This is a genomic window from Stenotrophomonas sp. 107298_Sma (genome assembly GCF_056480345.1).
This window is the reverse complement of sequence record NZ_CM151094.1, coordinates 3,376,448-3,402,191: the sequence shown is the minus strand read 5'-3', so window position 1 is coordinate 3,402,191 and position 25,744 is coordinate 3,376,448. Positions and strand designations below refer to the sequence as shown.

Annotated in this window: 24 protein-coding genes and 1 tRNA gene; 10 read left to right on the top strand and 15 right to left on the bottom strand. The window is 67.4% G+C overall.

Annotated features, from left to right (window positions below):
- Positions 1 to 43 precede the first annotated feature (43 nt).
- From rnfB to ACZK2G_RS15955, 9 genes are all read right to left on the bottom strand, one after another.
- Positions 44 to 457 carry an Rnf electron transport complex subunit RnfB gene (gene rnfB, locus ACZK2G_RS15995; protein ID WP_046985602.1) on the bottom strand — a complete coding sequence of 138 codons (414 nt, stop codon included), beginning with the start codon at positions 455 to 457 and terminating at the stop codon, positions 44 to 46.
- 25 nt (positions 458 to 482) lie between these two features.
- The gene (locus ACZK2G_RS15990) at positions 483 to 1,073 is read right to left on the bottom strand and encodes an HAD family hydrolase (RefSeq protein ID WP_046985603.1); all 591 of its coding nucleotides are present in this window, start codon (positions 1,071 to 1,073) and stop codon (positions 483 to 485) included.
- Between the two features lie 76 nt (positions 1,074 to 1,149).
- A complete protein-coding gene (metG, locus tag ACZK2G_RS15985) occupies positions 1,150 to 3,231 on the bottom strand; it encodes a methionine--tRNA ligase (protein WP_478473820.1) in 2,082 nt (693 codons plus the stop codon).
- A gap of 102 nt (positions 3,232 to 3,333) precedes the next feature.
- Positions 3,334 to 3,777, bottom strand: coding sequence for a DUF2147 domain-containing protein (locus tag ACZK2G_RS15980; RefSeq protein ID WP_046985605.1), 444 nt, complete (start codon positions 3,775 to 3,777; stop codon positions 3,334 to 3,336).
- A 378-nt stretch (positions 3,778 to 4,155) separates the two neighbouring features.
- Positions 4,156 to 4,560 (bottom strand): SMU1112c/YaeR family gloxylase I-like metalloprotein, encoded by a 405-nt coding sequence (gene gloA2 / locus ACZK2G_RS15975; RefSeq protein ID WP_046983546.1) that lies wholly within the window; start codon positions 4,558 to 4,560, stop codon positions 4,156 to 4,158.
- Entirely contained in the window at positions 4,557 to 5,627 is a 1,071-nt protein-coding gene (locus tag ACZK2G_RS15970) for a serine hydrolase domain-containing protein (protein ID WP_478473818.1), read from the bottom strand. Before ACZK2G_RS15970 ends, gloA2 begins: the two co-directional genes overlap by 4 nt.
- 16 nt (positions 5,628 to 5,643) lie before the next feature.
- Positions 5,644 to 7,584 carry a DUF885 domain-containing protein gene (locus tag ACZK2G_RS15965; protein ID WP_046983548.1) on the bottom strand — a complete coding sequence of 647 codons (1,941 nt, stop codon included), beginning with the start codon at positions 7,582 to 7,584 and terminating at the stop codon, positions 5,644 to 5,646.
- A gap of 95 nt (positions 7,585 to 7,679) precedes the next feature.
- Positions 7,680 to 8,465, bottom strand: a complete 786-nt coding sequence (locus tag ACZK2G_RS15960) for a queuosine precursor transporter (protein ID WP_046983549.1) — start codon at positions 8,463 to 8,465, stop codon at positions 7,680 to 7,682.
- Positions 8,462 to 9,145, bottom strand: coding sequence for a DUF502 domain-containing protein (locus ACZK2G_RS15955; RefSeq protein WP_046983550.1), 684 nt, complete (start codon positions 9,143 to 9,145; stop codon positions 8,462 to 8,464). Before ACZK2G_RS15955 ends, ACZK2G_RS15960 begins: the two co-directional genes overlap by 4 nt.
- Before the next feature lie 76 nt (positions 9,146 to 9,221).
- On the opposite strand from ACZK2G_RS15955, the gene ACZK2G_RS15950 reads away from it, so the two are divergent.
- A complete protein-coding gene (locus ACZK2G_RS15950) occupies positions 9,222 to 10,535 on the top strand; it encodes a hypothetical protein (RefSeq protein WP_136639640.1) in 1,314 nt (437 codons plus the stop codon).
- Positions 10,536 to 10,543: 8 nt separating this feature from the next.
- Here ACZK2G_RS15950 and ACZK2G_RS15945 read toward each other — a convergent pair whose 3' ends face one another.
- The 5 genes from ACZK2G_RS15945 to trxA form a co-directional block, all read right to left on the bottom strand.
- Positions 10,544 to 11,260 carry a hypothetical protein gene (locus ACZK2G_RS15945; RefSeq protein WP_046983552.1) on the bottom strand — a complete coding sequence of 239 codons (717 nt, stop codon included), beginning with the start codon at positions 11,258 to 11,260 and terminating at the stop codon, positions 10,544 to 10,546.
- 47 nt (positions 11,261 to 11,307) lie between these two features.
- A complete protein-coding gene (locus ACZK2G_RS15940) occupies positions 11,308 to 11,760 on the bottom strand; it encodes a DUF4442 domain-containing protein (protein ID WP_046983553.1) in 453 nt (150 codons plus the stop codon).
- A 73-nt stretch (positions 11,761 to 11,833) separates the two neighbouring features.
- Positions 11,834 to 13,459: a CHASE2 domain-containing protein gene (locus tag ACZK2G_RS15935; RefSeq protein WP_046983554.1), complete on the bottom strand. Its 1,626-nt coding sequence runs from the start codon at positions 13,457 to 13,459 to the stop codon at positions 11,834 to 11,836.
- Positions 13,456 to 15,156 (bottom strand): FecR family protein, encoded by a 1,701-nt coding sequence (locus ACZK2G_RS15930; RefSeq protein ID WP_308518031.1) that lies wholly within the window; start codon positions 15,154 to 15,156, stop codon positions 13,456 to 13,458. The genes ACZK2G_RS15935 and ACZK2G_RS15930 overlap by 4 nt, the downstream gene beginning before the upstream one ends.
- A gap of 107 nt (positions 15,157 to 15,263) precedes the next feature.
- Positions 15,264 to 16,121 (bottom strand): thioredoxin, encoded by an 858-nt coding sequence (gene trxA, locus ACZK2G_RS15925; RefSeq protein ID WP_046983556.1) that lies wholly within the window; start codon positions 16,119 to 16,121, stop codon positions 15,264 to 15,266.
- 124 nt (positions 16,122 to 16,245) lie between these two features.
- Between trxA and ACZK2G_RS15920 the strand changes: the two genes are divergently transcribed.
- From ACZK2G_RS15920 to ACZK2G_RS15880, 9 genes are all read left to right on the top strand, one after another.
- On the top strand, positions 16,246 to 16,848 hold the full coding sequence (locus tag ACZK2G_RS15920; protein ID WP_136639643.1) for a DUF998 domain-containing protein: 603 nt from the start codon (positions 16,246 to 16,248) through the stop codon (positions 16,846 to 16,848).
- Positions 16,849 to 16,953: 105 nt separating this feature from the next.
- Positions 16,954 to 19,596 carry a leucine--tRNA ligase gene (leuS, locus tag ACZK2G_RS15915; protein ID WP_136639644.1) on the top strand — a complete coding sequence of 881 codons (2,643 nt, stop codon included), beginning with the start codon at positions 16,954 to 16,956 and terminating at the stop codon, positions 19,594 to 19,596.
- Positions 19,597 to 19,732: 136 nt separating this feature from the next.
- Positions 19,733 to 20,317, top strand: a complete 585-nt coding sequence (locus ACZK2G_RS15910) for an LPS-assembly lipoprotein LptE (RefSeq protein ID WP_046983559.1) — start codon at positions 19,733 to 19,735, stop codon at positions 20,315 to 20,317.
- Between the two features lie 9 nt (positions 20,318 to 20,326).
- Positions 20,327 to 21,364, top strand: a complete 1,038-nt coding sequence (holA, locus tag ACZK2G_RS15905; RefSeq protein ID WP_478473815.1) for a DNA polymerase III subunit delta — start codon at positions 20,327 to 20,329, stop codon at positions 21,362 to 21,364.
- A 3-nt stretch (positions 21,365 to 21,367) separates the two neighbouring features.
- Complete coding sequence (gene nadD / locus ACZK2G_RS15900) at positions 21,368 to 22,033, top strand: nicotinate-nucleotide adenylyltransferase (protein ID WP_046983561.1); 666 nt, start codon at positions 21,368 to 21,370, stop codon at positions 22,031 to 22,033.
- 58 nt (positions 22,034 to 22,091) lie between these two features.
- The gene (rsfS, locus tag ACZK2G_RS15895) at positions 22,092 to 22,505 is read left to right on the top strand and encodes a ribosome silencing factor (protein WP_012511764.1); all 414 of its coding nucleotides are present in this window, start codon (positions 22,092 to 22,094) and stop codon (positions 22,503 to 22,505) included.
- Positions 22,506 to 22,569: 64 nt separating this feature from the next.
- Entirely contained in the window at positions 22,570 to 23,040 is a 471-nt protein-coding gene (rlmH, locus tag ACZK2G_RS15890) for a 23S rRNA (pseudouridine(1915)-N(3))-methyltransferase RlmH (protein ID WP_012511763.1), read from the top strand.
- Between the two features lie 22 nt (positions 23,041 to 23,062).
- Positions 23,063 to 23,139, top strand: a tRNA-Asn gene (locus ACZK2G_RS15885).
- Between the two features lie 111 nt (positions 23,140 to 23,250).
- Positions 23,251 to 24,195, top strand: a complete 945-nt coding sequence (locus ACZK2G_RS15880) for an alpha/beta hydrolase (protein WP_308518032.1) — start codon at positions 23,251 to 23,253, stop codon at positions 24,193 to 24,195.
- 114 nt (positions 24,196 to 24,309) lie between these two features.
- Here ACZK2G_RS15880 and ACZK2G_RS15875 read toward each other — a convergent pair whose 3' ends face one another.
- Positions 24,310 to 25,731 carry a basic amino acid/polyamine antiporter gene (locus ACZK2G_RS15875; protein WP_478473813.1) on the bottom strand — a complete coding sequence of 474 codons (1,422 nt, stop codon included), beginning with the start codon at positions 25,729 to 25,731 and terminating at the stop codon, positions 24,310 to 24,312.
- Positions 25,732 to 25,744 lie beyond the last annotated feature (13 nt).

Below are 25,744 nucleotides of genomic sequence, written 5' to 3'. Positions count from 1 at the left end.
GGGTCAGATCCCTTTTCCGAAGGAAAAGGGATCTGACCCCCTGTTACAGGCGCACCAGCTCGATGCAGTCCACCGGGCACGGCGGGATGCAGAGCTCGCAGCCGGTGCACAGATCGGCGATCACCGTGTGCATGTACTTGGCACCGCCGACAATGGCATCCACCGGGCAGGCCTGGATGCACTTGGTGCAGCCGATGCAGTCGGCTTCCACGATCAATGCCACCTGCGGCGCCTTGTGTTCGCCGCGCGTGCGGTCGAACGCAGCCGCAGGCACACCCAGCACCTGCGCCAACGCCCGCGCGCCTGCGTCGCCTCCGGGTGGGCAGCGGTCCACGCCGGCTTCGCCACGTGCCATCGCCTGCGCATACGGGCGGCAGCCGTCGTAGCCGCATTGCCCGCATTGGGTCTGCGGCAGCAGGCGGTCGAGGCGTTCGGTCAAGGGCGGGGTCAGGCTCATGCGTGGCGAAGGCTGCGCGTTGGGGTTACTTCAGGGGTTTGCCACGGAACCAGCGCTCGTGCGCCAGCGCCAGCATCGGTTTGTCTTCGGAACTGTCACCGTAGGCATGGATGCGTACGTAGCGCGACAGATCGAACTGGCGGCGGATGTGCTCGACCTTGCGCGGGCCGCAGTCGCCGCCAGCATAACGGCCGGTCAGGCGGCCGTCCTGGCTTTCCAGCCGGTTGCAGATCAACTGCAGGCCCAGCTGCTCGCACCACGGCTTCAGGTACAGGTCCAGCGAACCGGACACGATCACCACGGTGTGCTGCTGTTCCTTGTGCCAGCGGATCTGCTCCAGCATCTCCGGCCGCACCACTTCGGGCAGCACATCACGCGAGAAACCGGCTGCCAGCGTGGTGATGTCATCGCTATGACGGTCGCTGAAGGCCAGGCGGGTGACGCGTGCGCGGATACGTTCTGCCGAGATCAGCTTCAGCTTGTACGCAGCCAGCCACGGGCCGATCTTCCACCATGCCTGTGCCAGCTGTTCGGCCGTGGCGACGCGGCGCAGGAAGCGGCCATAGGTATCGCAGGTGGTCACGGTGTGGTCGAAGTCGAACAGCGCCAGTTCCATTGCGTTGCCTCCCATCGCGTTGCTTCCCCGGGCCGGTGCCGGCGGGCGCGGCCATAGGCCACGCCCGCCGCGGGCATCAGCGGACCGGCATGCCCGGCTGTGCGCCGCTGTCGGCGTCCAGCAGCGCCAGTGCGCCGCCGTCGAAACCGGCCGACAGGATCATGCCTTCGCTCAGGCCGAAGCGCATCTTGCGCGGGGCCAGATTGGCGATGAACACCACGCTGCGGCCGACCAGCTTTTCCGGCTCGCCATAGCTGCCGCGGATGCCGGAGAAGATCTGGCGCTTGCCCAGTTCGCCGGCGTCCAGTTCGAAGCGCAGCAGCTTGTCCGAACCTTCCACGAACTCGCACGCCAGCACCTTGCCAATGCGCAGATCGAGCTTGGCGAAGTCGTCGATGCCGATCGTGGCCGGTGCATCGGCGTTGTTCGCTTCGGGTTTGGCGGCGACAGGCGCGGCGGGCTTGGCAGCTTCGCTCTTGGCGGTGGGGGCTGCAGCGGCGGTGGTCTGCAGGGTGTCCTTGGAGGCGTCGATCATGGCGTCAATCTTCTTCGGGTCGATACGGGTGAACAGCGGGGTGTAATCGGCGATGCGATGGCCCAGCAGCGGCTGCGCCAGTTCAGTCCAGTCGTTCACCTGTGCGGCCAGGAAGGTTTCGGCCTGTGCGGCGGTGGCCGGCAACACCGGCTTGAGTGCGGTGACCAGCACGCGGAACAGGTTCAGGCCCTGGCTGCACACGGCCTGCAGCTGCGCATCGGCGCCTTCCTGCTTGGCGATCACCCACGGCTTTACATCATCGATATAGCGGTTGGCTTCGTCGGCCAGCGTCATGGTCAGGCGGATGGCGGCGGCCGGGTCGTTGCGCTCGTACGCTTCTCGGATCGGTGCCAGGCCATCGACGAAGCGCTGGTACTGGGCCGCGTCGGGCAGCTGCGCAGCCAGAAGGCCGTCGAAACGCTTGCTGATGAAACCGGCACAGCGGCTGGCGAGGTTGACGAACTTGCCGACCAGGTCCGCATTGACGCGCGCGATGAAGTCACCCAGGTTCAGGTCGAGGTCGTCGACGCCGCCACCGGACTTCGCCGCGAAGTAATAACGCAGCGCTTCCGGTTCCAGGCCGGCATCGAGGAACGTACGCGCCATCACGAAGGTGCCGCGCGATTTGCTCATCTTGGCACCGTCCACGGTCAGGTAGCCGTTGACGTGCAGGCGGGTTGGCGCGCGGTGGCCGGTGCCATGCAGCACCGCCGGCCAGAACAGGCCGTGGAAGTTGACGATGTCCTTGCCGAGGAAGTGGTGCAGCTCGGTGCTGGTGTCGGCGCGCAGGTGCGCCTCGAAGTCTTCGCCGATCCTGCCGCACAGGGTCTGGAAGCTGGACAGGTAGCCGATCGGTGCGTCCAGCCAGACGTAGAAGTACTTGCCCGGCTGGCCGGGAATCTCGAAGCCGAAATACGGCGCATCGCGCGAGATGTCCCACGCGCGCAGGCCACCTTCGGCATTGAGCCACTCACCCAGCTTGGCCTTCACGCCCGGCAGGGCGACATCGCCGGCCAGCCATTCGCGCAGGAACGCATCGAAGTGGCCGACCTCGAAGAAGAAGTGCTCCGAATCGCGCATTTCCGGTGTGGCGCCAGAGATGACCGAGCGCGGCTCCTTCAGGTCGGTCGGCGCATAGGTGGCGCCGCAGACTTCGCAGTTGTCGCCGTACTGGTCGGCGCTGCCGCAATTCGGGCAGATGCCCTTCACGTAGCGGTCGGGCAGGAACATTCCCTTGGCCGGGTCGTAGAACTGCGCGACCGAGCGGCGACTGATGTGGCCGGCCGCTTCCAGCTTCAGGTAGAACTGCTCGGTCAGTGCCTTGTTGGCTGCCGAATTGGTCGAGTCGTAATGGTCGAAGGCCACGCCGAAGGCGGCGAAGTCACGTTCGTGGCTGGCCTGGATGTTGGCGATGAAGGTTTCCGGGGTGACCCCGGCCTTTTCCGCGGCCAGCATGATCGGGGTGCCGTGGGTGTCGTCGGCGCAGACGAACCAGGCCTTGCCGCCGCTCATTCGCCGCGCGCGCACCCAGATGTCGGCCTGGATGTAGCCGACCAGGTGGCCCAGGTGCAGCGGGCCGTTGGCGTAGGGCAGGGCGGTGGTGACGAGCGCGGTACGGGTCATGGTCGCGGGGTGAAGCCGAGGGGAACCGCAGAGTATCGCATGCCCGCAACGAGGTGACCCGGCCGGGGCCGGGTCACGGGTGTGAAGCGGGGGACGTGGCGCTTACTCGCGCTGCCAGGTCTGCGCGCGGCAGATGAAGGCGATGCAGCCGGACACATCCAGCTTGGTGCCGCCGGCCTGCAGCTCCATCTTCGACTTGTAGGTCTTGCCGTTGGCCGGGTCGAGGATGGTGCCGCCGGACCACTTGTTGGCGCCGTCGGCCTTCAGGTTCCAGAGGATGGTCATGCCCTTCACCGGCTTGTTCTTGTTGGCACCTTCACAGCCGTCGCAGACCGGGTTCGGGCCCTTGTCCGAGTGCAGGATGTCGACCACCTTGCCGGACAGCGTGCCATTGGCGGCCTGGGTGATCTCGACGATCGACTTCACCTTGCCGGTCTTGTCGTCGATGGTCTTCCAGCGGCCGGCGGCGCCGTCGGCGGCCTGCGCCGAGAGCGCGGCCAGGCACAGTGGCAGCGCCAGCAGCAGGGTCTTGAAGGTCTTGCGCATGGTCCCCTCCCAGGGTTCATTCCGGCACGGTGCCGGTATGGGTCGACTGTATACCCATTCGGCGGGGTATGGGGAAGGGGGGTGTTGGCCGGGTTGCACCCGGCGCCCGCAGAGGCAACCGCAACCGCAACGGCCGAAGCAACGGCACGCATTCCGTGGATGGCGGGGTGGGTCCGGTTGCGGGGGACGCCGTAAACCCATCCATGGGGGCTTGGCCGCGGCATCCATGCCGCGGACACCCCCGCAACCGGACCCACCCCGCCTTCGACAGGTTCCGCGATCGGTTGGAATGGCATTGCCTGCTCTTGGTGGGTGTCGACCTTGGTCGACACGCAGATCCACGCCATGCGTGGATGAATCTCCGCGATTGAAAATCGCTCAAGCGATCTCGTACAACTCCAGCGGCAGGTCGTCGGGGTCGGCGAAGAAGGTGAAGCGGCGGCCGGTGTATTCGTCCACGCGGATCGGTTCGCAGGCTATGCCATGCGCGGCCAGGCGCTCGATGAATGGTTCCAGCATGGCGACGCGGAATGCGAGGTGGCGCAGGCCCTGGGCTTCCGGGCGGCTGGGACGGGGCGGCGGGGAAGGGAAGGAGAACAGTTCCAGCTGGCTGCCGTCGGGCAGTGCCAGGTCCAGCTTCCAGGAGTCGCGCGCGCTGCGGTGGTTCTCGGCCAGCACGCGCAGGCCGAGGATGCGCACGTAGAAGTCTTTCGAGCGCGCGTAGTCGCTGCAGATCAGTGCGGCGTGGTGGATGCCCAGCAGGGCGCAGGCGTCATCGCTCATTGCAGGGTGTCCAGCCAGCGCTGGGCAATCTTCTGCGCCAGCGGATAGGGTTCGGGGTCGTTGCGGTTGCTCAGCACGATCACGGTCAGGTGCTTTTCCGGATGGCGCACGATCACGTTGCGGAAACCGATGCTCTCGCCGCTGTGCCATTGCACCGGCCCGTTCAGGCGCCAGCCGAAGCCGTAGTGCGGCACGTCGGCTTCGGGCGTCGACGTGGCCGGGCTGAACATCGCGCGGCGCGAGGCCTTCGACAGCAGGCGGTCGTCATACAGCGCGGCATCCCAGCGGGCGAGGTCGTCCAGCGAGGAATAGATGCCGCCATCACCCAGCACGGCGCTGGTGGTGCTCTGGTCGGTGCGTTGCCAGTGGCCGTCCAGCTCGCTGTAGCCATAGGCGCGCTGAGCCACCACATCGACGCCGTCCTGGTGGGCCACGGTATGGGCCATGCCCAGCGGGCGGAAGATCCGCTGTTGCAGGAAGCCCGCGAAATCCTGGCCGGAGGCGCGGCCGACGATCAGCGCCAGCAGCGCGTAGCCACTGTTGCTGTAGCGGTATTGCGTGCCGGGTGCGAAGTTCAAGCGGTCCGCGCGCGACAGCAGGGCCAGCACATCGGCATCGTGCACCTGGCGGGTGCCGGCCGGGTCCATCAGGTCTTCGTAATCGAGCAGGCCACTGGTGTGCGAGAGCAGTTGGCGGATCGTGATGTCCGCCGCCACCGGGGGCAGCTCCGGCAGCCAACGTCGGGCCGGCTGGTCGAGCCCAAGCCGGCCATCCTCCACCAGCAGCAGCACAGCCGCGGCGGTGAACTGCTTGCTGACCGAGGCCAGCCGGAAGTTGCTGGCCGGAGTGACTGCGGTGCGGTCTTCCACCACCGCCAGGCCATAGCCGCGGCGGAACACCGGTTTGCCGTCGTGCAGCACCAGCACGGCGGCGCCGGGCACCTGGCCGTCGTAGGCCTGCATCAGGCCGTCGATGCCCGTATCCGGTGGGTTCAGCACCGGTGCGGCGGCGCCCGCCAGAGGCAGCAGGCCCAGCACGGCAGCGAACAGGGCGACGGCAGGGCGCATGACGGCTCCAGAGGGGTCAGGGCGAAGGCGTGGGCGTGGTGCTGGCCGGCTGCGCCATCCAGCGTTCCATCTTGCGGCTCAGTACGTCCAATGGCATCGAGCCGTCCTTCAGCAGTTCGGCGTGGAAACGTCGCAGGTCGAAGGCTGCGCCCTGCCGTGCCTTGGCCTTGTCGCGCAGGGCCACGATGGTGGTCAGGCCGGCCACGTTGGACAGCGCCTGGCCGGGCTGGGCCATGATCCGCTCGACTTCGGCGTTGGCGTCATCGCTGCTCATGTCCACGGTCTTCTGCAGGTAGGCCACGGCCTGTTGCTTGCTCCAGCCCTGCGCGTTCACACCGGTGTCGGCCACTACGCGCGCGGCGCGCAGCAGGCGCGAGTACAGATAACCGATGCGGTCATAAGGGTCGGTGTAGATGCCGAGATCCTCGCCCAGGGTTTCCGCGTACAGGCCCCAGCCTTCGACGAAGGCAAGGTCGCCACCCAGGCGGCGGAAGCGCGGCAGCTTGGCAAGTTCCTGCTGCAGGCCCAGCTGCACGTGGTGGCCGGGAATGGCTTCATGCAGGTACTGCACCGGCACGCTCCAACGCTTGCGGCTGGGCAGGTCTCGGGTGTTGACGTACAGCAGGCCTGGTTGCCCGGCCGGCGACGGCTGGTAGGCCGCCGCAGCGGAGGTGAGTGCACGCTCGGGCTCCACCGCGCGTATTTCCAGTGTGGACTTGGGCAGGGTGTCCAGCACCTGTGGCAGGCGCGCGTTGACCTGCTGCTGCACCTGGCGATAGCGGTTGATCAACGCATTGGCGTCGCCGTACTGGAACTGGCGGTCGTTGCGCATGCTGCGCAGCAGCTTGGACGGCGTACCGCGCAGCTTGGCGTCCTTCATCACCGTGGCGATCTGAGCCTGCAGCTCCTGCACGCGCTGCTCGCCCAGCGCGTGCAGCTGCGCGGCGGTCTGGTCGCTGGCGGTGGTCTGCACGATCAGGTTGGCATACCAGGCCTGGCCATCGGGCAATGCGCCCAAGCCGCTGCTGGCGCGGGTGGCCGGCAGGTACTCGGTGGCGATGAAGCCGCGCAGGGCACGGTAGGCCGGCATGATGCGCAGTTCGATCATGCGCTTGTACTCAGCACTGATACGCGCCTTGTCCTCGGCTGCGATGGTGTTCGGCATGGTGCGGATCGGCGACCAGAAGATGCTCTCCTCAGCGGTTGGCTTGATCACTGCATCCAACTGCGGAATAACCTTCTCCATCAGGTCGCGCGGCTGCACCACGCCGGCCTTCACGCCCTGCCGCATGTTGTCGATGGCCTGGTCGAACAGCTCGGGAATGCCCAGCGAGCGGCGCGACCAGGTGTCGTAGTCCTGCGCGGTATTGAACGGCTGCGCGCCGGCACCGGAACCGAGGATCGCCATGATGCTGCCGACGTTGTAGTACTGGCTGATCGGCATCATCCAGCTCGGGTAACGCTCGGCGGCCAGCGAGGCGCGCGCATCGCGCACGAAGATCTCGTAGCTGAGCAGGTCCTGGCCCTGCAGGCCGTCATTGCCGAGTTTCTCGACCTTGCCCAGCCATTCGGTAGTGAAGTCGTGCGACTGCTGGCGCCAGGTGGGGGACAGGATGTTGGGCAGCTGGTCGTTGTAGCGGGTCTCGCCCTGGAAGGTGGCCTGCAGCGGATTCAACCGCATCGAGGCATCCCAGTACTCGTCGTACAGGCGCTCCAGCTGCACCTGCTTGGGCACGGCGCGGGCCGGTGCGACGGGACGTGGCGCAGCGCGGCGCGCCGAACTGCCACGGGCCGGCGCGGTGGCGCGGGCGGGCCTGGCCTTGGGCTTGGCGGCCTGGCGAGTCTGCGCGGCGGCAGGGCGGCTGGCCTTCTTCTTCGCTGCTTCGGCCGACGGCACGGCACTGAACAGGAACAACGCGGCAATGGCGGCGGCCAGGGCGCGGGGGGAATACGGCATCAAGAAGCTTCCGTGGAACACAGACCGTGGAGCTTGCACGATCCGCGCGCGTACGGCCAGCGTGAAGGCGCAGTCAGCTTGGTGGCGCTGGGGCTTCAGTCAGCCGCGGCGGCGGCACGCAGTGCGGCGGCGCGATCGGCGCCCAGATAGCGGGTGATAGCCCGCCGCATCAGGTACAGCAACGGAATCAGGGCAATCGCAAAGCCCATCTTGTACACGTAGTTGACGCTGGCGACTGCCAGGAACAGCGAGGTCGGCCAGTGTTGCGGGCCCAGCACGAAGGCGATCCAGATCACCACGAAGCTGTCCACCACCTGCGAGATCGCGGTCGAGCCGGTCGCACGCAGCCACACGTGGCGCTCACCGGTAGCCTGGCGGATGCGGTGGAACACCGCCACGTCGATCAGCTGGCCGAGCAGGAAGGCCACCAGCGAACCGGCGATGGTCCACATGCCCTGGCCGAACACCGCAGCGAACGCGGCCTGGTAGTCGGGCACCCCGTAGCCGTTCATCGACGTTACCCACCAGCTGGCCGGTGCCAGCGAGATCGCTGCGAAGGCGAACAGGAAACCGTAGCCGATCAGCACCACCGCCAGCCACGAGATGAAGCGCACGCCGCGCTTGCCGAAGAACTCGTTGATGGTGTCGGTCATGATGAACACCACCGGCCACAACAGGGTCCCGGCGGTGAAGCTGAGCGAGCCGGTCTGGCCGAACAGGTTCCAGTTCAGCGGATCGATGCCGAGCGTGTCTTCGAGGGCGAAGATCTTCACCCCGATCAGCTCGGCCAGCACCGCGTTGCCGCAGAAGAACGCGGCCAGCACGATGAACAACAGGACCGCACGATCCTGCAGCGGGCGCTCGAATGGCGCCGCGGTCATTCGGCGCGATCGCCGGCGCGGGTGAACGGCACGGTGGGCGGGGCAACCGCGCCGCCGGAGATGATGAAGCTCATCGCCTGGTCCACGGTCCAGTCGGTCGGGGTCAGCAGCTCGACCGGCACGATCTCCAGATAGCCCGAGGTCGGGTTCGGCGTGGTCGGCACGTATACCGCGGCCAGCTCACGATCGGTGCCGTGTTCCTTGATGACCCGGGTCACCAGGCCGACCGACTTCATGTCGCGGTGCGGGAAGTCGATCAGCACCACACGCTGGGTGCTGCCCGGCTCGGTCTGCAGCATGTCCAGCAGCTTCTTGGCGCTGTCGTAGATGATGCTGGCCAGTGGAATGCGCTTGATGACCGCGCCGACCCAGCGCAGCAGGCGCTGGCCGAGCACGCGGCGGCTGGCCACGCCCACCGCCAGGATCACCAGCAGGGTGGCCAGCAGGGCGATGATGTCCTGGATCCACTCGGCACGGACCCAACCGAGATAATGCGGGAAGTTTGTCGCGATCTGCTCGGACAATGGCACCACCAGCGGACTGGAAATGCCCGACAGCAGCACGAACACGAATTTGACCACGACCCAGGTCAGCCAGATCGGCAGCAGGGTCAGCAGGCCGGTGAGAAACAGGCGCTGCAGGGAGGGGCGGGGGACCAGGGCGGGGGCTTCGAGCGACATGCGCGCATTGTAGCGGTCACTGCCGGTCGATTACGCTGGGTGATCGACTGCGGCAACGGCACATGGAAGGGAAGCTGTGTTGAAGATCCTGCGCGGACTGGGCTGGACCCTGGGCGGCCTGCTGGTGCTGGCGATCGTGGTGTGGTGCGCCTCGCGCATGTGGCCCGTGCCCGAATCGAGGGTGCTGGCGCAGCAGCGACTGGAGGCGCGCCTGCCGGCGACCGGGCGCAATGGCTATGCGCTGTTGTGGACGCTTCCGTTTGACGGGCTGGATGCCCGCCAGCGTGAGCAGGCGCTGGCCGAGGACGCGCGGCGCTGGGCGGCCGACCCGCGGGGCGGCAGTATTGGCCAGACCCACCTGGCGGCCAGCCACGCCGAGCTGCACTCACGGCCAGGTGCCAGTTGCGGGCCGACTGCCAGCAACTGCCTGGCCCAGGTGCGCGCCGACCCGCAACGCTTCGTGGACGCCCACGCCGGGCACCAGCAGTTGCACACGCGCCTGGACCAACTGGCTGAAGCGGACCACTTCGTGTCCCCATTCCAGCCGAAGGGCGAGGGCATTCTCGTCCCGTTGCCGACCTATGGCCTGGTGGTGGACGCCACCAGCGCCCGCGCGCTGGCCTATGTGCAGGGCGACGTCGAGGGTGCGTTGCGCGGCAGTTGCCGTGGCCTGCAGCTGGGCCGTCGGCTGGTGCCCGGGGGCAGCTACCTGGTCGAAAGCATCGTCGGTGCCAGCCTGGTCCAGGCCAACGCCCAGCTGCTGGCCGACATGCTGGTGGAACTGCCCGCCGACCATCCCTTGCCGGTCGAGTGCGAGCAGGCGATGCAGCCGATGCTGGCTGACGAACAAAGTCTGTGCCGCGCGACACAGGGGGAGTACGCAATGAGCCGGGCAGCGATTGAAACCTCGGCGAGCGAATTCGGCGGCGTACTGGTGCTGGACCGCAGCAGCACCCTGGCACGCGTGGCCGGCAATCTCGGCTGGGCCTGTGGTGCCACCGCCATGGCGGCGCTGGAAGCAGATCGACCGTTGCCGGTGCAGGCACCGCCGCAGCGGGATTTCGGTTGCCTGTCCAACGTCATGGGTTGCGTATTGACCGACATTGCGGCGCCGATCTATCCCGCGTATTCGTCCCGGACCCAGGACGCTGCGGCGATGCTGCGCCTGCTGGGTGCACAACGCTGGCTGCGCCAGCAGGCCGGTGATCCGGTCGATGCACTGCAGCGGTTGCCCGCGCAGTTCCGCTCGCCGGTACGCACCCCGCGCCTGTCGGCCGATGGCAGCCGCCTGCAGGTGCCACGCCGCTCGCCGCCGCGCAGCAACGATGAAAGCGCCTGGCTGTCGGTACCACTGGCCGCAGGTGCGCCTTCAACCGCCGCACGCGATTGAGGGCAGGTTCAACCGGCCCCGACCAACGGATCGAATCCCCAGCCATCGCCGACCGTTTCAAGCGTCCAGCGCCGACTGCTGCGCAGCGGTTGCCAGCGCACGCTGTCGGTATCGGTCTCGATGCTGCCTTCAACCTGTTTTACCTTGCCGGTGGAAAAGTTGACGCTCAACGACTCGGTCTGCCCGGAGTTGCGCATCACCGAATCGCGGTCATAGCCGATCAGGGCGAAGGCGCCGTTCTGCCAGCGGAAGGTGAACGCGGTCGTGCCCATCGACCAGCTGCCTGCGCTGGCGAACGAAAACAACGCCACCCTCAGCGTGCCGCGCTGGATGCTGACGCCGCCATCTTCGAGCGGATCGCTGAGCACGGGACTTTCCGGGCGCGGAATCAGCTTGTGGTCCTGCGCCGCGAGCACGTAGCCGGACGGGCGCGACCAGGCGATGGCGAGGATGCGCGGATTGCTGTCATACGGAGAAGGACCGAAGCCATCGTGCTCGATGACGTTGCGCGGATCCTGCTGGCGCAGCACCAGCACCAGGTCGGCGCGACCATCGTGGTCGAGGTCACCTTCCAGTCGGGTTTCCAGCGTCCAGCCCTTGGGCACGAAGCCGGCCGCATCGGCCGCCTGCGCCGGCAGCGTCGGGTACTGCACCGGTGGCACATCCAGTGCGTGGGCGGCGAAGGACAGCGGGGTCAGCAGTGCAGCAAGGGCGAACGGGCGCATTGGAGCCTCCATGGCGGGGAGGCAGAGAATAGCGCCGATGCCGCCGATCAGCGTGCGTGTGGTTTCAACCGCAGGTAGACCTGCTTGCGTACCTGTGCGACCACTTCGCCGCTTTCATCGACCACGTCGTTGCTGAACCAGCGCAGCACTTTGTCGCCGCTGGCCGCTTCGGCGCGCAGTTCGTCCAGCAGTGCGTCATCGATGCGGAACGACGTACGTACGGTGCCGCGGCCGGGCTTGAGGAAATCGATCGCACCGGCACGGTCCCACACGTAGTAGTCGCGGCCGAGGATGTGCAGCAGGCCAAGCATCCAGAACGGATCGGTCATCGCAAACAGGCTGCCGCCGAAATGCGTGCCGACGTAGTTGCGGTTCCAGGGCCGCATGCGCAGTTCGACGTCGATCTGCCGGTAGTCCGGCGAGACCCGGGTGACGTGGATGCCGGTGAACAGGAACGGCGGCCAGAGGTTGATGCCGAAGCGGAACAGGCGGGCGTTCATGCGGGTCCGGGGGGCGCAGGGCGAGGCCTACAGTCTAGCCATTCGCATGCGTATGTTGCACCTGGGCCGGTGTTCAGGCCTCGCCGTCGATCACGTAACCGTCGCGCCCGTTGGCCTTGGCCTGGTACAGGGCGGTGTCGGCACCTTCGACGAAGTCGTGCGGTTGCAGCTCGCCGTCCGGCACGCGGGTGAACACGCCGATGGTGAGGGTGACGCCGGCATCGCTGCCTTCACCGGGCGCCGGCAACGCCCGCACGCAGGCGATCAGGTCTTCGATCACCAGGCGCGCGCCTTCGGCCGGCGTATCCGGCAGCACCAGCGCGAATTCGTCGCCACCATAGCGTGCGGCCATGTCGCGCGGGCGCCGTGCATGCGCACCGATCAGGCGCGCGACATCGCGCAGCACGCGGTCGCCGACCTGATGGCCGTGGCGGTCGTTGTGGCGCTTGAAATGGTCGACGTCGATCAGCGCCAGGCTCAGCGGCTTGCCACTGCGCCGCGCCGCATCGCATTCCTGCTGCAGCGACTGCTCGAAGCGCAGGCGGTTGCCGAGGCCGGTCAGCGCATCGCGGTTGGCCTGGCGGTGCCAGGCCGAAATCCGCCAGGTCGCCCAGGCCAGCAGTACCAGGGTGATGCCCAGCATGGCGCTGGCCGGGGCCCACCACAGGTCGCAGGCGCGCAGCAGCAGCCAGCTCAGCAGCGGCGCCAGCGGCAGCGAGCACAGCGCAGCCAGCCACGGCAGGCGCAAGCCGAGCAGGATCACGCACAGTGCCACCAGCACGCCGCTGATGGCGTGCTGCCAGAGGCGGGGCAGCAGGTCGATCTGCTTGTGCTGCAGCAGCATCGAAGCAATGTTGGCCTGGTACTCGCTGCCACTCATCCAGAATTCGCGGGTGGTCGGGGTCAGCAGCCGCGGCGCGACGCCGCTGGCGGTCATGCCCACCACGATGCGACGGCCGTGCAGCATGGCCATGTCCACGTGGCCATCGAGCACGTCGGCGTAGGAAACCTGGGGCAGGCGTTCGGGTGGGCCGGCGTAGCGCACCCGCACGTAGTCGTCGCGCCGCCATTGATAGGGCGAGTTCACGCCAGGATCGGGATCGGGCAGTCCGCGTACCGCGCCCGGCGGCAGATCGGCCAGCGCCAGCCCGAGTGCGGGCCAGTGCGCACGGCCGATGCCTGCGTGCAGGTACACGCCGCGGGCAACGCCATCGCCATCCACTTCGACGTCGGTATGGCCGATCGCCGCCGCGCTGGCTGCGATCCGTGGAATCGGCAGCATTTCCTCGGCCATGCGATCGCCGGCTGCGGGCGCCGCCAGGACCGGCAGCACCACCCGGCCGTTGCGCCGGATGGCCGCCGCCAGCTGTTCATCCTGGCGGCTGTCGCGGCGGTCAGGTTCGGACAGCATCAGGTCCAGCGCCACGCGCTCGGCACCGGCATCGGTCAGGCGATCCAGCAACCGCGCATGGATCGAGCGCGGCCATGGCCACTGGCCGATGCGCTGCAGGCTGCCCTCGTCGATGGCCACGATCAGTACGCTGGGATCGGGACGGTAATCCCAATTGCCGACCATGGCGTCGTAGGCGGCTTCGTCCTGTCGCCACAACCATTGGCCATGGCTGGCCACGATCGTCAGTATTCCTGCCAGCAGCGCCAGCACGATCCGCTTCGACCATGGAAGCGGCGACCGCCTCACAACAACAACCACAGCAGCAGGGCGCCACCACCGGCGCCGTAGCACAGGCGGCAGGGCAGCTTGATCTGCTGGGCAGGGGAATACTCGCCAGCGTGGCCGTCGTCATCGATGTACTGCACGCGCACGTGCAGGGTGCCGCTCCACGGCCGCTTGAAGCTGACCTGCGGCTCGGTCACGGTTTCGTCGACGAGCGGCGCCTTGAAGTCGCCATGGCGATCCACCTGCACCCGGTAGCGCTGGCCCTCGCTGCCGGCCTGCCAGCGCAGGGTCAGCGCGCCATGCGCGGCTTCGGGTGGTTGCAGGGCGGGATCGACCGGTTCATTGCTCAGTTGCAGCGGCAGTGCCTGGCCGTAGCGGCCCTGGTGTTCGTTGCCATCGCGCGAGGCCACCCGCCAGAAGTACTGGCCCGGCGGCAGGGGCTGTGCCAGGCGCAGGTCGGTGTTCTGAGTGGTCTGTTCCTGCAACGGCTGCTGGAAGGTCGGTTCGGCGGCGATCTGCAGCACGCTGCTGTGCGCGCCGGGGGCCTGGCTCCAGCGGAAACGCGGGCGGTCACTGTTGATCGTCTGGCCGTGCAGCGGTGCGACCGTCAACGGCGGTGGCGGCTGGTCGCTGAGTTCGAAATCGGCACTGGCATCGAGGCCTTCCACGCCCTGGGCATCGACGGCGCGCAGCAGGATGCGCAGCTGGCCCGGTGGCAGGTCGCCGATCGACAGGCGGGTGTCGGTGGTGGTGGCGGCGAACAGCAGGATCTCCGGTGTCGCCGCCTGTACCACTTCAACGCGGTACTGCGCGGCGCCGTCGACCGGCTCCCAGGCCAGTCGGGTCGGCAGCGGCGCCAGGCGCAGTTCATCGTTGCGCAGCTGCGGCGCAGGCAGCAGGGCGGAGACCGCATCGGGCGCGCTATCGGCGCTGCTGCTGCGGCTGGCGTGGCCAGGCTTGACCAGCTGCCGGCCATGGCTGTTGCCGACCTGTACCTTGCCCTGCAGGACTTCAGTGGCGGCAACATGCTGGGTGTCGCCGGCACTGACCCGGAACACGGTGCCGCGAACGCTGCTGGTCGCGGTGGGTGCGTCGATGATGTAACGCGACGCAGGACCGCGGGCTGGCGTCACGCGGTTGCTGGCGCGGCCCTGCTGCAGGCGCAGGCGGGTGTCGACCATACCGGTGTGGCCGTAGCGGCTGAGCTGGTCCAGGCGCAAACGGGAATATTCGCGCAACTGCAGGCGCGAGGCATCGGCAAATTCGAGAGTGACGCTGGAATCGCCTTCGGTCTCGATGGTGTCACCGATGTGCAACTGCTCGCCGGCCAGAATGGCGCGGGTAGCCCTGCCATCGGCGCCGGACAGTTCGACCTTGCCGCGTACCGACAGCACCCGGGCCGGCGCCGGTTCGATGCGCAGCCAGCTGATCGGGAAACGCAGCAGCTGGCCGGGCGGCAACTGGTAGGGGTTGTCGATGCGGTTGTGCTGCTGCAGCTGCTGCCAGCGCACCGAGGGCTTGAGGTAAACGCCACCAAGGTCCCACAGGGTATCGCCGGGGCGGACCCGGTAGTTCCAGTCCTGGGCCGCAGCCACGGTCGGCAGCAGGAGGAGGGCGCAGAGCAGCGCACCCTTGAAGCGCATGGCAAACGACAGCGAGCGGACGAAGGTCACAGTTGGCAATCCCGGCAATGCGGGGGCGCAGCTGCAAGACCCCATGGCCCCGACCTCATCCCCCCGAACGGATCGTGGCGACCGTACGGCCGCCATCCCGCGCATTATTGCCCGCGTTCAGTGCAGGGATTCTGAACGAAGCGGGCTCCCGTTCAGAACAGCAGGGACGCCATCCGGCGGCGGTACTGCCCGACCAGGTCCTCGTCGGAGATCACATTGAAGGCGTCGATCAGCGCTTTGCGCGGCAGCCCTTCCTCGAAACCACGGTCGATCCGCAGCATTTCCAGGAACTGTTCCAGCGCGGCTTCGTCGTGGCCGCCAAGCAGCAGCTGCACGCCGCGCAGGTGGCGGGCCTTGAGGTCCTTGCCGTCGGCGGCAATTCGCGCTTCCAGCACCTCGGCGGCCGGGGCGTCCTTCAACGCAGCGGCAAATGCCAGGCGGGCGCGGCCACGCACGGCGCGATCATCGGTGGCCAGGTTGGCCGGCAGGCCATCGATCAGCGTGCCGGCTTCGTCCACGCCGCCGATCTGCAGCAGGGCCAGGGCCAGGTCCAGCTTCAGCTCATCCTTGTCCGGCTCGGCGGCGATCTGCGCACGCAGCACGTCCACCTGTGCCTGCGGGTCCAGCGGCGCGTCGTCCTCGGTGAGGGTGTCACCAGCATCGGCCGGCACCACACCGTGCTGGGCCAGGAACTCACGCAGCTGGCCTTCGGGAATGGCGCCGGGGAAGCCGTCCACCAGTTGGCCGCCCTTGACCAGGAACACGGTGGGCACCGAACGGATCTGGAAAGCGGCGGCGATCTGCTGTTCGGCGTCGACATCGACCTTGGCCAGCTCGAAGGCGCCGTTGTATTCAGCGGCCAGCTTTTCCAGCATCGGGCCCAGGGTCTTGCAGGGCCCGCACCAGGTCGCCCAGAAGTCCACCAGAACCGGGGTCTGCAGCGACTTCTGCAGGACTTCGGCCTCGAAAGTCGCAGTGGTGGCGTCAAATACGTAGGTCGTCTCGGTCATGGGGGAGGCATCGCTTGGCGTCTGGAGACCGATTCTATGGTGACGATCGATGCCGGTCTCAACCCGGGTTGCGGCAAATACCTGACAATGCAGCCTTCCCATAGACGTCGTTTCCGGAGCCCGCATGTCGCCCCTGTCACCGTTGCTGCGCCTGTCCGGTCTGGCTGCCGCGCTGTTGTTCGTAGTGGCGGTGCTGGGTTTCGGCGCCGGCCTGGACGGCTACGCGCAGGCGCGCCACCCTGTGGCGCTGCTGGGTGCGCAGGGCGTGCCGCACGCGCTGGCCTTCAATCTGCTGGGCTTCGTGCTGCCGGGCCTGCTGGCGGTGGTGGTTGCCGAGTGCCTGCGCCGGCGCCTGCCGGCCACGGCCAGCTGGGCGCCGCGGGTCGGCAGCCAGATGCTGCTGCTGGCCGGGCTGGCGTTCGCCGCGATGGGCCTGCTGCCGCTGGACGTGGACGATCTGCACGGGCCGGCCAGCCAGCTGCACGCCAGTGCCTGGATGGTCTGGGTGCTGGGCTTCGTCGCCGGCACCCTGTTGCTGGGCATCTCCCAGCTGCGCCAGGCGCGCGGCCGCGCGCTGGGCGGGGCGGCGGTTGCCTGCGGCGTACTGGCGGCGTTGGCGGCTTTCGCCCTGCAGGGCGTACTGCCGGCACCGCTGGCGCAGCGGGTCGCTTTTGCCTGCTGGGCGGTCTGGCTGGCGCTGGCCCTGCCGCTGTCGCGGCCACGCTGAGACAGGTTCCGGGCGCTGGCGGCGCCTGCGTCGGGCGAGCAGGATTGGAGCCATTTGCCGCACTGCGGTACGCTGTACCGCTTTGCCGCCGCAACCGCGTGTTACATGACCAGCGTCGAACCCAACGTTTACGATCCGCAGCAGGTTGAATCCGCCGCCCAGCAGTACTGGGATGCCACCCGTGCCTTCGAGGTCGATGAAGCCTCGGACAAGCCGAAGTACTACTGCCTGTCGATGCTTCCGTACCCGTCCGGCGCGCTGCACATGGGTCATGTGCGCAACTACACGATCGGCGACGTGATCAGCCGCTACAAGCGCATGACCGGCCACAACGTGCTGCAGCCAATGGGCTGGGACGCATTCGGCCTGCCGGCGGAAAACGCTGCAATCAAGAACAAGACCGCGCCGGCGGCGTGGACCTACAAGAACATCGATCACATGCGCACCCAGCTGAAGTCGCTGGGCTACGCCATCGACTGGTCGCGCGAATTCGCCACCTGCCGCCCGGATTACTACGTCCACGAGCAGCGCATGTTCACCCGCCTGATGCGCAAGGGCCTGGCCTACCGCCGCAACGCGGTGGTGAACTGGGACCCGGTCGACCAGACCGTGCTGGCCAACGAGCAGGTCATTGATGGCCGCGGCTGGCGCTCCGGTGCGCTGGTCGAGAAGCGCGAGATCCCGCAGTGGTTCCTGCGCATCACCGACTACGCCCAGGAGCTGCTGGACGGCCTGGACGAGCTGGACGGCTGGCCTGAATCGGTCAAGACCATGCAGCGCAACTGGATTGGCCGTTCCGAGGGCCTGGAAATCCAGTTCGACGTGCGTGATGTCGACGGTGGCGTGCTGGACCCGCTGCGCGTGTTCACCACCCGTCCGGACACCGTGATGGGCGTGACCTTCGTGTCGATCGCCGCCGAGCATCCGCTGGCACTGCACGCGGCGAAGAACAACCCCGATCTGGCGGCACTGCTGGCCGACCTGAAGCAGGGCGGCGTGTCCGAGGCCGAGCTGGAAACCCAGGAAAAGCGCGGCATGGACACCGGCCTGCGCGCCATCCATCCGGTCACTGGCGAGCAGGTGCCGGTATGGGTCGCCAACTTCGTGCTGATGGGCTACGGCACCGGTGCGGTGATGGCCGTTCCCGGCCATGACCAGCGTGACAACGAAGTGGCCAACAAGTACGGCCTGCCGATCGTGCAGGTCATCGCGCTGAAGGATCCGCGCAGCGAAGAAGAGCGCAACTGGGACGCCACCCGCTGGCAGGACTGGTACAGCGACAAGAACCGTGCCTTCGAGCTGGTGAACTCGGCCGAGTTCGATGGCCTGGACTTCCAGGGGGCCTTCGAAGCCCTGGCCGAGCGTTTCGAGCGCAAGGCGCAGGGCCAGCGCCGCGTCAACTACCGCCTGCGCGACTGGGGCGTGAGCCGCCAGCGTTACTGGGGCTGCCCGATTCCGGTGATCTACTGCGCCAAGTGCGGCGCGGTGCCGGTGCCGGAAGAACAGCTGCCGGTGGTGCTGCCGGAAGACGTGGCCTTCGCCGGTACCGGCTCGCCGATCAAGACCGATCCGGAATGGCGCAAGACCACCTGCCCGGAATGCGGCGGCGCGGCCGAGCGCGAAACCGACACCTTCGACACCTTCATGGAGTCGAGCTGGTACTACGCCCGTTACACCTCGCCCGGTGCGCGTGATGCGGTGGACAAGCGCGGCAACTACTGGCTGCCGGTTGACCAGTACATCGGCGGCATCGAGCACGCGATCCTGCACCTGATGTACTTCCGCTTCTACCACAAGCTGCTGCGCGACGCGCGGATGGTGGACAGCAATGAACCGGCACGCAACCTGCTGTGCCAGGGCATGGTGATCGCCGAAACCTATTACCGCCCGAACGCGGACGGTTCCAAGGACTGGATCAACCCGGCCGACGTGGACGTGCAGCGTGACGAGCGCGGCCGCATCACCGGCGCCACCCTGATCGCCGATGGCCAGCCGGTGGTGGTCGGTGGCACCGAGAAGATGTCCAAGTCGAAGAACAACGGCGTGGACCCGCAGGCGATGGTCGGCAAGTACGGCGCCGATACGGTGCGCCTGTTCTCGATGTTCGCCGCGCCGCCGGAACAGTCGCTGGAGTGGAACGAAGCGGGCGTGGACGGCATGGCCCGCTTCCTGCGTCGCTTGTGGGCGCAGGTACAGAAGCACGCTGCCGACGGTGCCGTACCGGCGCTGGACGCGGCCGTGCTGGACGCCAGCCAGAAGGCGCTGCGCCGCAAGACCCACGAAACCATCGGCAAGGTCGGCGACGACTACGGCCGCCGCCACAGCTTCAACACCGCCATCGCTGCAGTGATGGAGCTGATGAACGCGCTGGCCAAGTTCGACGATGGCAGCGACCAGGGCCGAGCGGTACGCCAGGAAGCGCTGCAGGCCATCGTGCTGCTGCTCAATCCGATCACCCCGCACGCCAGCCACGCACTGTGGCAGGTGCTGGGCCACGGCGAGACGCTGTTGGAAGACCAGCCGTTCCCGCAGGCCGACGCTGCCGCGCTGGTGCGCGATGCGCTGACCCTGGCCGTGCAGGTCAACGGCAAGCTGCGTGGCACGATCGAGGTGGCCGCCGATGCCGCGCGCGAGCAGGTGGAGGCACTGGCCCTGGCCGAGCCGAACACCGCCAAGTTCATGGAAGGCCTGACGGTGCGCAAGATCATCATCGTCCCCGGCAAGATCGTGAACATCGTCGCTGCCTGATGCTTCCCGCACCGGCCGCCCACGGGTGGCCGGTGCTCTTTCCGGTACAGGGCCAGGCACTTGATGGCCCTGCATTCACGCGGCTTCGGGCAGGCTGTGTGTTGCCGTGATCGCCCGGCTCCGCCAGACTGTCTCCATGACCCGAATCCTGCTTGCCCTCGTTCTTGTCCTCGGCCTTGCCGGCTGCGGTTTCCATCTGCGCAGCAAGCTGATGCTGCCGACCGACACGGCACCGGTGAAGGTGGTCTCCACCGCGCCGTACAGCGAACTGGTCAAGCTGCTCAACCGCAGCCTGCTGGCGTCCGGCGCCAGGTTGGCCGATGAGGACAGCAAGGAGCCCAGTGCCCAGCTGCAGGTGCTGTCCGAGCGCTGGGGTGATCTGCCGATCGCCATCGATTCGCAGGGCCGTGCACAGGAATACAGCCTGCGCTACGCAGTGATTTTCATCTTCCGCCGCGAGGACGGCAGCGAGCTGGTGCCGCAGCAGGTGATCGAACTGTCGCGCGACTACGTGTCGCCGCCGACCGACGCCACCGGTACCACCACCGAACGCGAAATCCTGGCCAATGAGCTGCGCCGCGAGATGTCGGCCTCGATCATCCGCCGCATCGACAGCGTGGTCCGCGCCGAGATCGAGAAGGGTGGCAGCTTGTCGGCACCGAAGACCGCGCCGGTCGAAGATGCGGTGCCGGCCGGGCCGGCACCTGCAGTGAAGCACTGAGCCGCGACGATGGAACTGCGTCCGGAGCAGCTGGCCAGCCAGGGCGCTGATACCGCGCTGGCGCCGGTCTATCTGATTGCCGGGCCGGAAACCCTGCGCGTGCTGGAGGCGGCGGATGCCATCCGCGCGCGCGCGCGCGCCGCTGGCATCGGCGAGCGCGAGGTGTTCGACGCGGACGGCCGTGATTTCGACTGGAACCAGCTCGACGCAACATTCAACGCGCCCAGCCTGTTCAGCGCCCGCCGCCTGGTCGAGGTGCGCCTGCCCAGCGGCAAGCCGGGCAAGGACGGGGCCGAGGTGATCAGCCGGTTCTGTGCCAACCCGGCGCCGGACGTGGTGCTGATGATCACCGCCAACGAATGGAGCAAGGCCCACCAGGGCAAGTGGGCCGAGGCGGTCAACCGTATCGGCGTGCTGTCGGTGGCCTGGGCGATCAAGCCGCATGAACTGCCGGACTGGATCGAGCGCCGCCTGCGTGGCAAGGGGCTGCGCGCCGATCCGGCCGCGGTGCAGCGGCTGGCCGAACGGGTGGAAGGCAATCTGCTGGCTGCCGCGCAGGAGATCGACAAACTGGCGCTGCTGGCCGATGGCCAGCCGCTGGATGTAGAACGGATGGAGTCGCTGGTGGCCGATGCGGCCCGCTACGACGTGTTCCGGCTGGTGGAGGCCACCTTCTCCGGCCAGGCGCCGGCGGTGCTGCGCATGCTGGCGGGCCTGCGTGGTGAAGGCGAGGCCGTGGCGGCACTGATGCCGATCGTGATCCGCGAACTGCTGGCCGGTGCCGGCCTGGCACGGGTGCAGGCGCGTGGCGGCAATCTGGCCGCCGAAATGAAGTCCCGTGGTATCTGGGAATCGCGGCAGGCGCCGTACAAGCGCGCGCTGCAGCGGCACCCGGAAGGCAAGCGCTGGGAACGCTTCGTGGCGGAGGCCGGGCTGGTCGACCGCATCGCCAAGGGACGCGCCGACGGCGATGCCTGGCTGGCGCTGGAGCGCCTGCTGGTGGCCGTGGCTGAAGCGCGTGCCGTGCGCCTGCTGGCGCGGGCCTGAGCAATGAGCCTGCGGATCTATTACGGGGGCACCTTTGATCCGGTGCACCTCGGCCACCTGGCGATCGCGCGCGCAGCGCGTGACGAACTGCAGGTGGCGGTGCGCATGATGCCCGCGGCCGACCCCCCGCACCGTGCGCTGCCCGGTGCCAGCGCCGAACAGCGCTGCACCATGTTGTCGCTGGCCATCGGCGACGAGCCGGGCCTGCTGCTGGATCGCCGCGAACTGGATCGAGCTGAACGCTTTCCCGGCCGCCCGTCCTATACCGTTGATACCCTGCGCGACCTGCGCGGGGAGCTTGGCCCGAGCCGGCCGCTGGCCTGGCTGGTGGGGGCCGACAGCCTGCTTGGCCTGCCCAGCTGGCACGAGTGGCAAGACCTGTTCGGGTTGGCCCATTTCGTGGTGGCAGAGCGCCCCGGCAGCCCGTTGCAGGCCTCGGTGGACGGCGAGCTGGGCCGGGCACTGGAGGGGCGCTGGGCCGACAGCGAGCAGGCTCTGTTTTCCAGCCCGGCCGGCCGTATCCTGCGCCTGCACCATCCCCTGCGCGCAGAATCGGCCAGTGCTGTGCGTGCCCAGATTGCCGCCTCCGGCCCCTGGCGGGCGCTGCTGCCGCCGGCCGTGGCCGACTACGTCGCTGCACACGGCCTGTACCGCCCGGCCACGCCGTGAATGGCGCGGCAGCAGCATCCCCGTATAATCGCCCCTACGTTTATCGAGTCGATCCACTTTGAGCAACCAGACCCAGCCCCAGACCATCAAGGTCGATCTGCCCAGCCCGCCGCCGTCCGTGCCGGAACTGCTGGCCAGCGTCCGCCAAGCCACTGAAGACCTGAAGGCCAAGGACCCGGTCGAGATCGACGTGCGTGGCCGCTCCAGCGTCGCCGACTACATGGTGGTCGTGTCGGGTACGTCGACCCGCCACGTCAAGTCGATTGCCGATGAAGTCGTGCGTTTTGCCAAGAAGATCGATGTCATGCCGTTGGGCGTGGAAGGCGAGCGCGAGGCCGAGTGGGTGCTGGTGGACCTGGGCGACGTGATCGTCCACGTGATGCTGCCGCGCGTGCGTGAGTTCTATGCACTCGAGCGCTTGTGGACCGTCGGCGACCAGCCGCCGTCCCGCGACGACGACGAAGTGGCCTGAGCCACACGTTGATGCATCCCTTCGACGGCGCCGATGGCGCCGTCGACGTTTTGGAGGACCGTTGATGAAAGCCCGACTGATTGCTACCGGCGAGCGCGCACCCAGCTGGGTCGCGCAGGGCTTCGCCGAGTACCAGAAGCGTCTTTCGCACTGGCTGCCCTTCGAGCTGGTGGAAATCGAGCCGGGCCTGCGTGGCAAGGGCCGTGACCCGCGCCGCGCCACCGAAGATGAAGGCAAGCGGGTGATCGCTGCGCTGCCGAAGAATGCCTACGTGGTGGCGCTGGATGTACCGGGTCGCCAGCTCAGTTCCGAGCAGCTTGCACAGCGCCTGGAACATTGGCGCGGGCAGGGTAGGGATCTCGCGTTCCTGATCGGTGGGCCGGAAGGACATTCGCCGGAAGTCTCGGCGCTGGCTGATGAGAAGTGGTCGATCGGCCCGCTGACGCTGCCGCACATGCTGGTGCGTCTGGTGGTGGCCGAACAGCTGTATCGCGCTGCGGCGATGTTGGCAAATCACCCCTACCATCGCGCGTGAAGAGTGGTTATACTAGTCGTCTGCCCGAATAGCTCAGCCGGTTAGAGCACTTGACTGTTAATCAGGGGGTCGTTGGTTCGAGTCCAACTTCGGGCGCCACCTTGAGAAACCTGCATCGCGAGATGCAGGTTTTTTTTTGCGTCGATTGTCCGGCCCTACAATCCTTCTTCATCCATAGGGAAGTCGGATATGCGTGCGTCTGTCATTGTCATTGCCATTGCAGTGCTGCTTGTACTGTCGCCCTGCGCGGCGATGGCGGTAACGCCAACCTGGCAGCCACCACCGGGCAGCACCGAGATGCCGCTGTGGCCAGCGGGCAAGGTAACGGCGCCACCGAAACTGAAAGGGCCCGAAGAGATCAGGGATACCATCTCGAAGGCCAGCGGCGAACGCTGGGCGATGCTGCAGAACGTGGCCGTGCCGACGCTGACCGTGTTTCCCGCCAAGGGTGGTGGCAACGGAACGGCGGTGATGGTGGTGCCCGGCGGAGGCTACCGCGTGTTGGCGATGGATCTGGAAGGCAGCGAGATCTGCGACTGGTTGACCGGCCAGGGCATCACCTGCGCGCTGCTGAAATACCGTGTGCCGGCATCGGGGCCGAACTGGGATAGTGACTGCAACTGCCGAGACATTCCAGCGGTGCCGATGGCGCTGCAGGATGCACAGCGTGCGATGGGCCTGCTGCGTGCGCAGGCCGGACGCTGGAAGATCGATCCGAAGCGGGTGGGGGTCATCGGCTTTTCCGCTGGTGGCCACGTGGTGGCTGGACTGAGCACGCATGGCGCGCGCAGCTACGTTGCGATCGATGCCGTAGATGCGCAGCCGAGCCGCCCGGATTTCGCCATGGTGATGTACTCCGGGCATCTGTGGACCGGTGCGAAGCACGGGCTGTCGCTGGCCGGCGACATTACGGTGGATGATGCGGTGCCGCCGACCTTTATCGTGCAGGCCACCGATGACCCGACCGATGACGTGCGCGAATCACTGACCTATTACCGTGCGCTGGTCGGCGCGGGCGTGCCGGTGGAAATGCATCTGTTCGCGCGTGGCGGCCATGCCTTCGGCCTGCGTGTGAAGGACGCGCCGGTGGCGGAGTGGCCGCATCTGGCCGAACGCTGGATGCGCGATATCGGGATGCTGCCCAGGGTCTTGTAGAGTCAAACCCATGTTCGGCCGCTCTGCTTCGTAGCGTCGAGCTTGCTCGACTGCTGCGGAAAACCAGTCGAGCAAGCTCGACTCTACCCAGGTGCAGCCTAGCCATGCTCGGCTTTACAGTGTCAGTGCTCCTCGCCAGAACGCCACCAGCGTGGCGATCGCTACGATCAGGATCGCACCAAACAGCACCCACTCCCAAGGCGTGAATACCTGTTCGCCGCGTTGGCGCCGGGTCAGCGCGAACAACACTACGCCCGGTACGTATAGCAGCACCGACAGCAGCAGGTTGTCCAGGCCGCCTGCATACACCAGCCACAGAGCATACGCGCTGGCCAGCAGCGCAACCGCGAAATCGCGCCAGCGCACACCCGGTTCACCTGCGTAGGCGTGACCGCGCCAGGCCAGCTGCACACCGAACGCGGTCGACAGGAAATAGGGCACCAGGCTCATCGATGCGGCCAGCAGCACCAGCCCGGTGTAGCTGCCGGAATTGACCAGCACCAGCAGCAGGAACAACTGGATCAGCCCGTTGCTCAACCAGAGTGCATTGGCCGGCACACCGCGCGCGTTTTCGCGGCCCAGGAACGCGGGCATCGTGCCATCGCCCGCGGCGGCGTACAGCACTTCGGCACACAGCAGTACCCAGGCCAACAGCGCACCCAGCACGGAAATGATCGAGCCGACGATGATCACTGTCGCGCCCCATTCGCCGACGATGGCACGCAGAACGTAGGCCATCGACGGATTGGGCAGGCCTGCCAGTTCGGCCTGTGAGAGCACGCCCATCGACAGCAGGCTGACCAGCACCAGCAGCAGCCACACACCCACGAAGCCGATCACCGTAGCGCGGCCGACATCGGCGCGGCGGGCGGCACGACGCGAGTAGATGCTGGCGCCTTCGATGCCGATGAATACCCACACGGTGACCAGCATCATGCCGCGCAGCTGCTGGCCGAGATCGCCCAGTGCGGGCGTGCCGAAGAAATCGGCGCGGAACACATCCATGCGGAACGCGCCGGCGGCCAGGATCAGGAACAGTGCGATTGGCAACAGCTTGGCCACCGTCACCAGTCCGTTGACGATGGCGGCAGTACGCAGGCCGCGCAACACCAGCAGGTGTACGGTCCATAGCAACAGCGACGAGGCCGCCACGGCGGCGGGCGTGTTGCCCTCGCCGAAGACCGGCATGAAGTGGCCGAGACCACTGAAGATCAGCACGAAGAAGCTGGCGTTGCCCAGTACCGAGGCGACCCAGTAACCCCACGCAGCAGAGAAGCCGATGTAATTGCCGAAGCCCTCGCGCGCGTAGGCGTAGATGCCGGTATCGAGATCAGGCCGGCGGTTGGCCAGCGCTTGGAACACGAAGGCCAGCATCAGCATGCCCGCGCCGCTCAGGGCCCAGCCGATCAGAGCGGCGGCCGGGCCGGCGCTGCGCGCCACGTTCTGCGGCAATGAAAAGATGCCTGCGCCGACCATCGAGCCGACCACCAGTGCAGTCAACGCGGGCAGGCCCAGGCGCTGCGATGTCGCGGTCATGGAGATCCCCTGC

Bases quoted from the DNA above. Each gene is read 5' to 3' on its own strand.
- rnfB (WP_046985602.1), bottom strand. From the start codon at position 457: ATGAGCCTGACCCCGCCCTTGACCGAACGCCTCGACCGCCTGCTGCCG.
- ACZK2G_RS15990 (WP_046985603.1), bottom strand. From the start codon at position 1,073: ATGGAACTGGCGCTGTTCGACTTCGACCACACCGTGACCACCTGCGAT.
- metG (WP_478473820.1), bottom strand. From the start codon at position 3,231: ATGACCCGTACCGCGCTCGTCACCACCGCCCTGCCCTACGCCAACGGC.
- ACZK2G_RS15980 (WP_046985605.1), bottom strand. From the start codon at position 3,777: ATGCGCAAGACCTTCAAGACCCTGCTGCTGGCGCTGCCACTGTGCCTG.
- gloA2 (WP_046983546.1), bottom strand. From the start codon at position 4,560: ATGAGCGATGACGCCTGCGCCCTGCTGGGCATCCACCACGCCGCACTG.
- ACZK2G_RS15970 (WP_478473818.1), bottom strand. From the start codon at position 5,627: ATGCGCCCTGCCGTCGCCCTGTTCGCTGCCGTGCTGGGCCTGCTGCCT.
- ACZK2G_RS15965 (WP_046983548.1), bottom strand. From the start codon at position 7,584: ATGCCGTATTCCCCCCGCGCCCTGGCCGCCGCCATTGCCGCGTTGTTC.
- ACZK2G_RS15960 (WP_046983549.1), bottom strand. From the start codon at position 8,465: ATGACCGCGGCGCCATTCGAGCGCCCGCTGCAGGATCGTGCGGTCCTG.
- ACZK2G_RS15955 (WP_046983550.1), bottom strand. From the start codon at position 9,145: ATGTCGCTCGAAGCCCCCGCCCTGGTCCCCCGCCCCTCCCTGCAGCGC.
- ACZK2G_RS15945 (WP_046983552.1), bottom strand. From the start codon at position 11,260: ATGCGCCCGTTCGCCCTTGCTGCACTGCTGACCCCGCTGTCCTTCGCC.
- ACZK2G_RS15940 (WP_046983553.1), bottom strand. From the start codon at position 11,760: ATGAACGCCCGCCTGTTCCGCTTCGGCATCAACCTCTGGCCGCCGTTC.
- ACZK2G_RS15930 (WP_308518031.1), bottom strand. From the start codon at position 15,156: ATGGGGTCTTGCAGCTGCGCCCCCGCATTGCCGGGATTGCCAACTGTG.
- trxA (WP_046983556.1), bottom strand. From the start codon at position 16,121: ATGACCGAGACGACCTACGTATTTGACGCCACCACTGCGACTTTCGAG.
- ACZK2G_RS15920 (WP_136639643.1), top strand. From the start codon at position 16,246: ATGTCGCCCCTGTCACCGTTGCTGCGCCTGTCCGGTCTGGCTGCCGCG.
- leuS (WP_136639644.1), top strand. From the start codon at position 16,954: ATGACCAGCGTCGAACCCAACGTTTACGATCCGCAGCAGGTTGAATCC.
- ACZK2G_RS15910 (WP_046983559.1), top strand. From the start codon at position 19,733: ATGACCCGAATCCTGCTTGCCCTCGTTCTTGTCCTCGGCCTTGCCGGC.
- holA (WP_478473815.1), top strand. From the start codon at position 20,327: ATGGAACTGCGTCCGGAGCAGCTGGCCAGCCAGGGCGCTGATACCGCG.
- nadD (WP_046983561.1), top strand. From the start codon at position 21,368: ATGAGCCTGCGGATCTATTACGGGGGCACCTTTGATCCGGTGCACCTC.
- rlmH (WP_012511763.1), top strand. From the start codon at position 22,570: ATGAAAGCCCGACTGATTGCTACCGGCGAGCGCGCACCCAGCTGGGTC.
- ACZK2G_RS15875 (WP_478473813.1), bottom strand. From the start codon at position 25,731: ATGACCGCGACATCGCAGCGCCTGGGCCTGCCCGCGTTGACTGCACTG.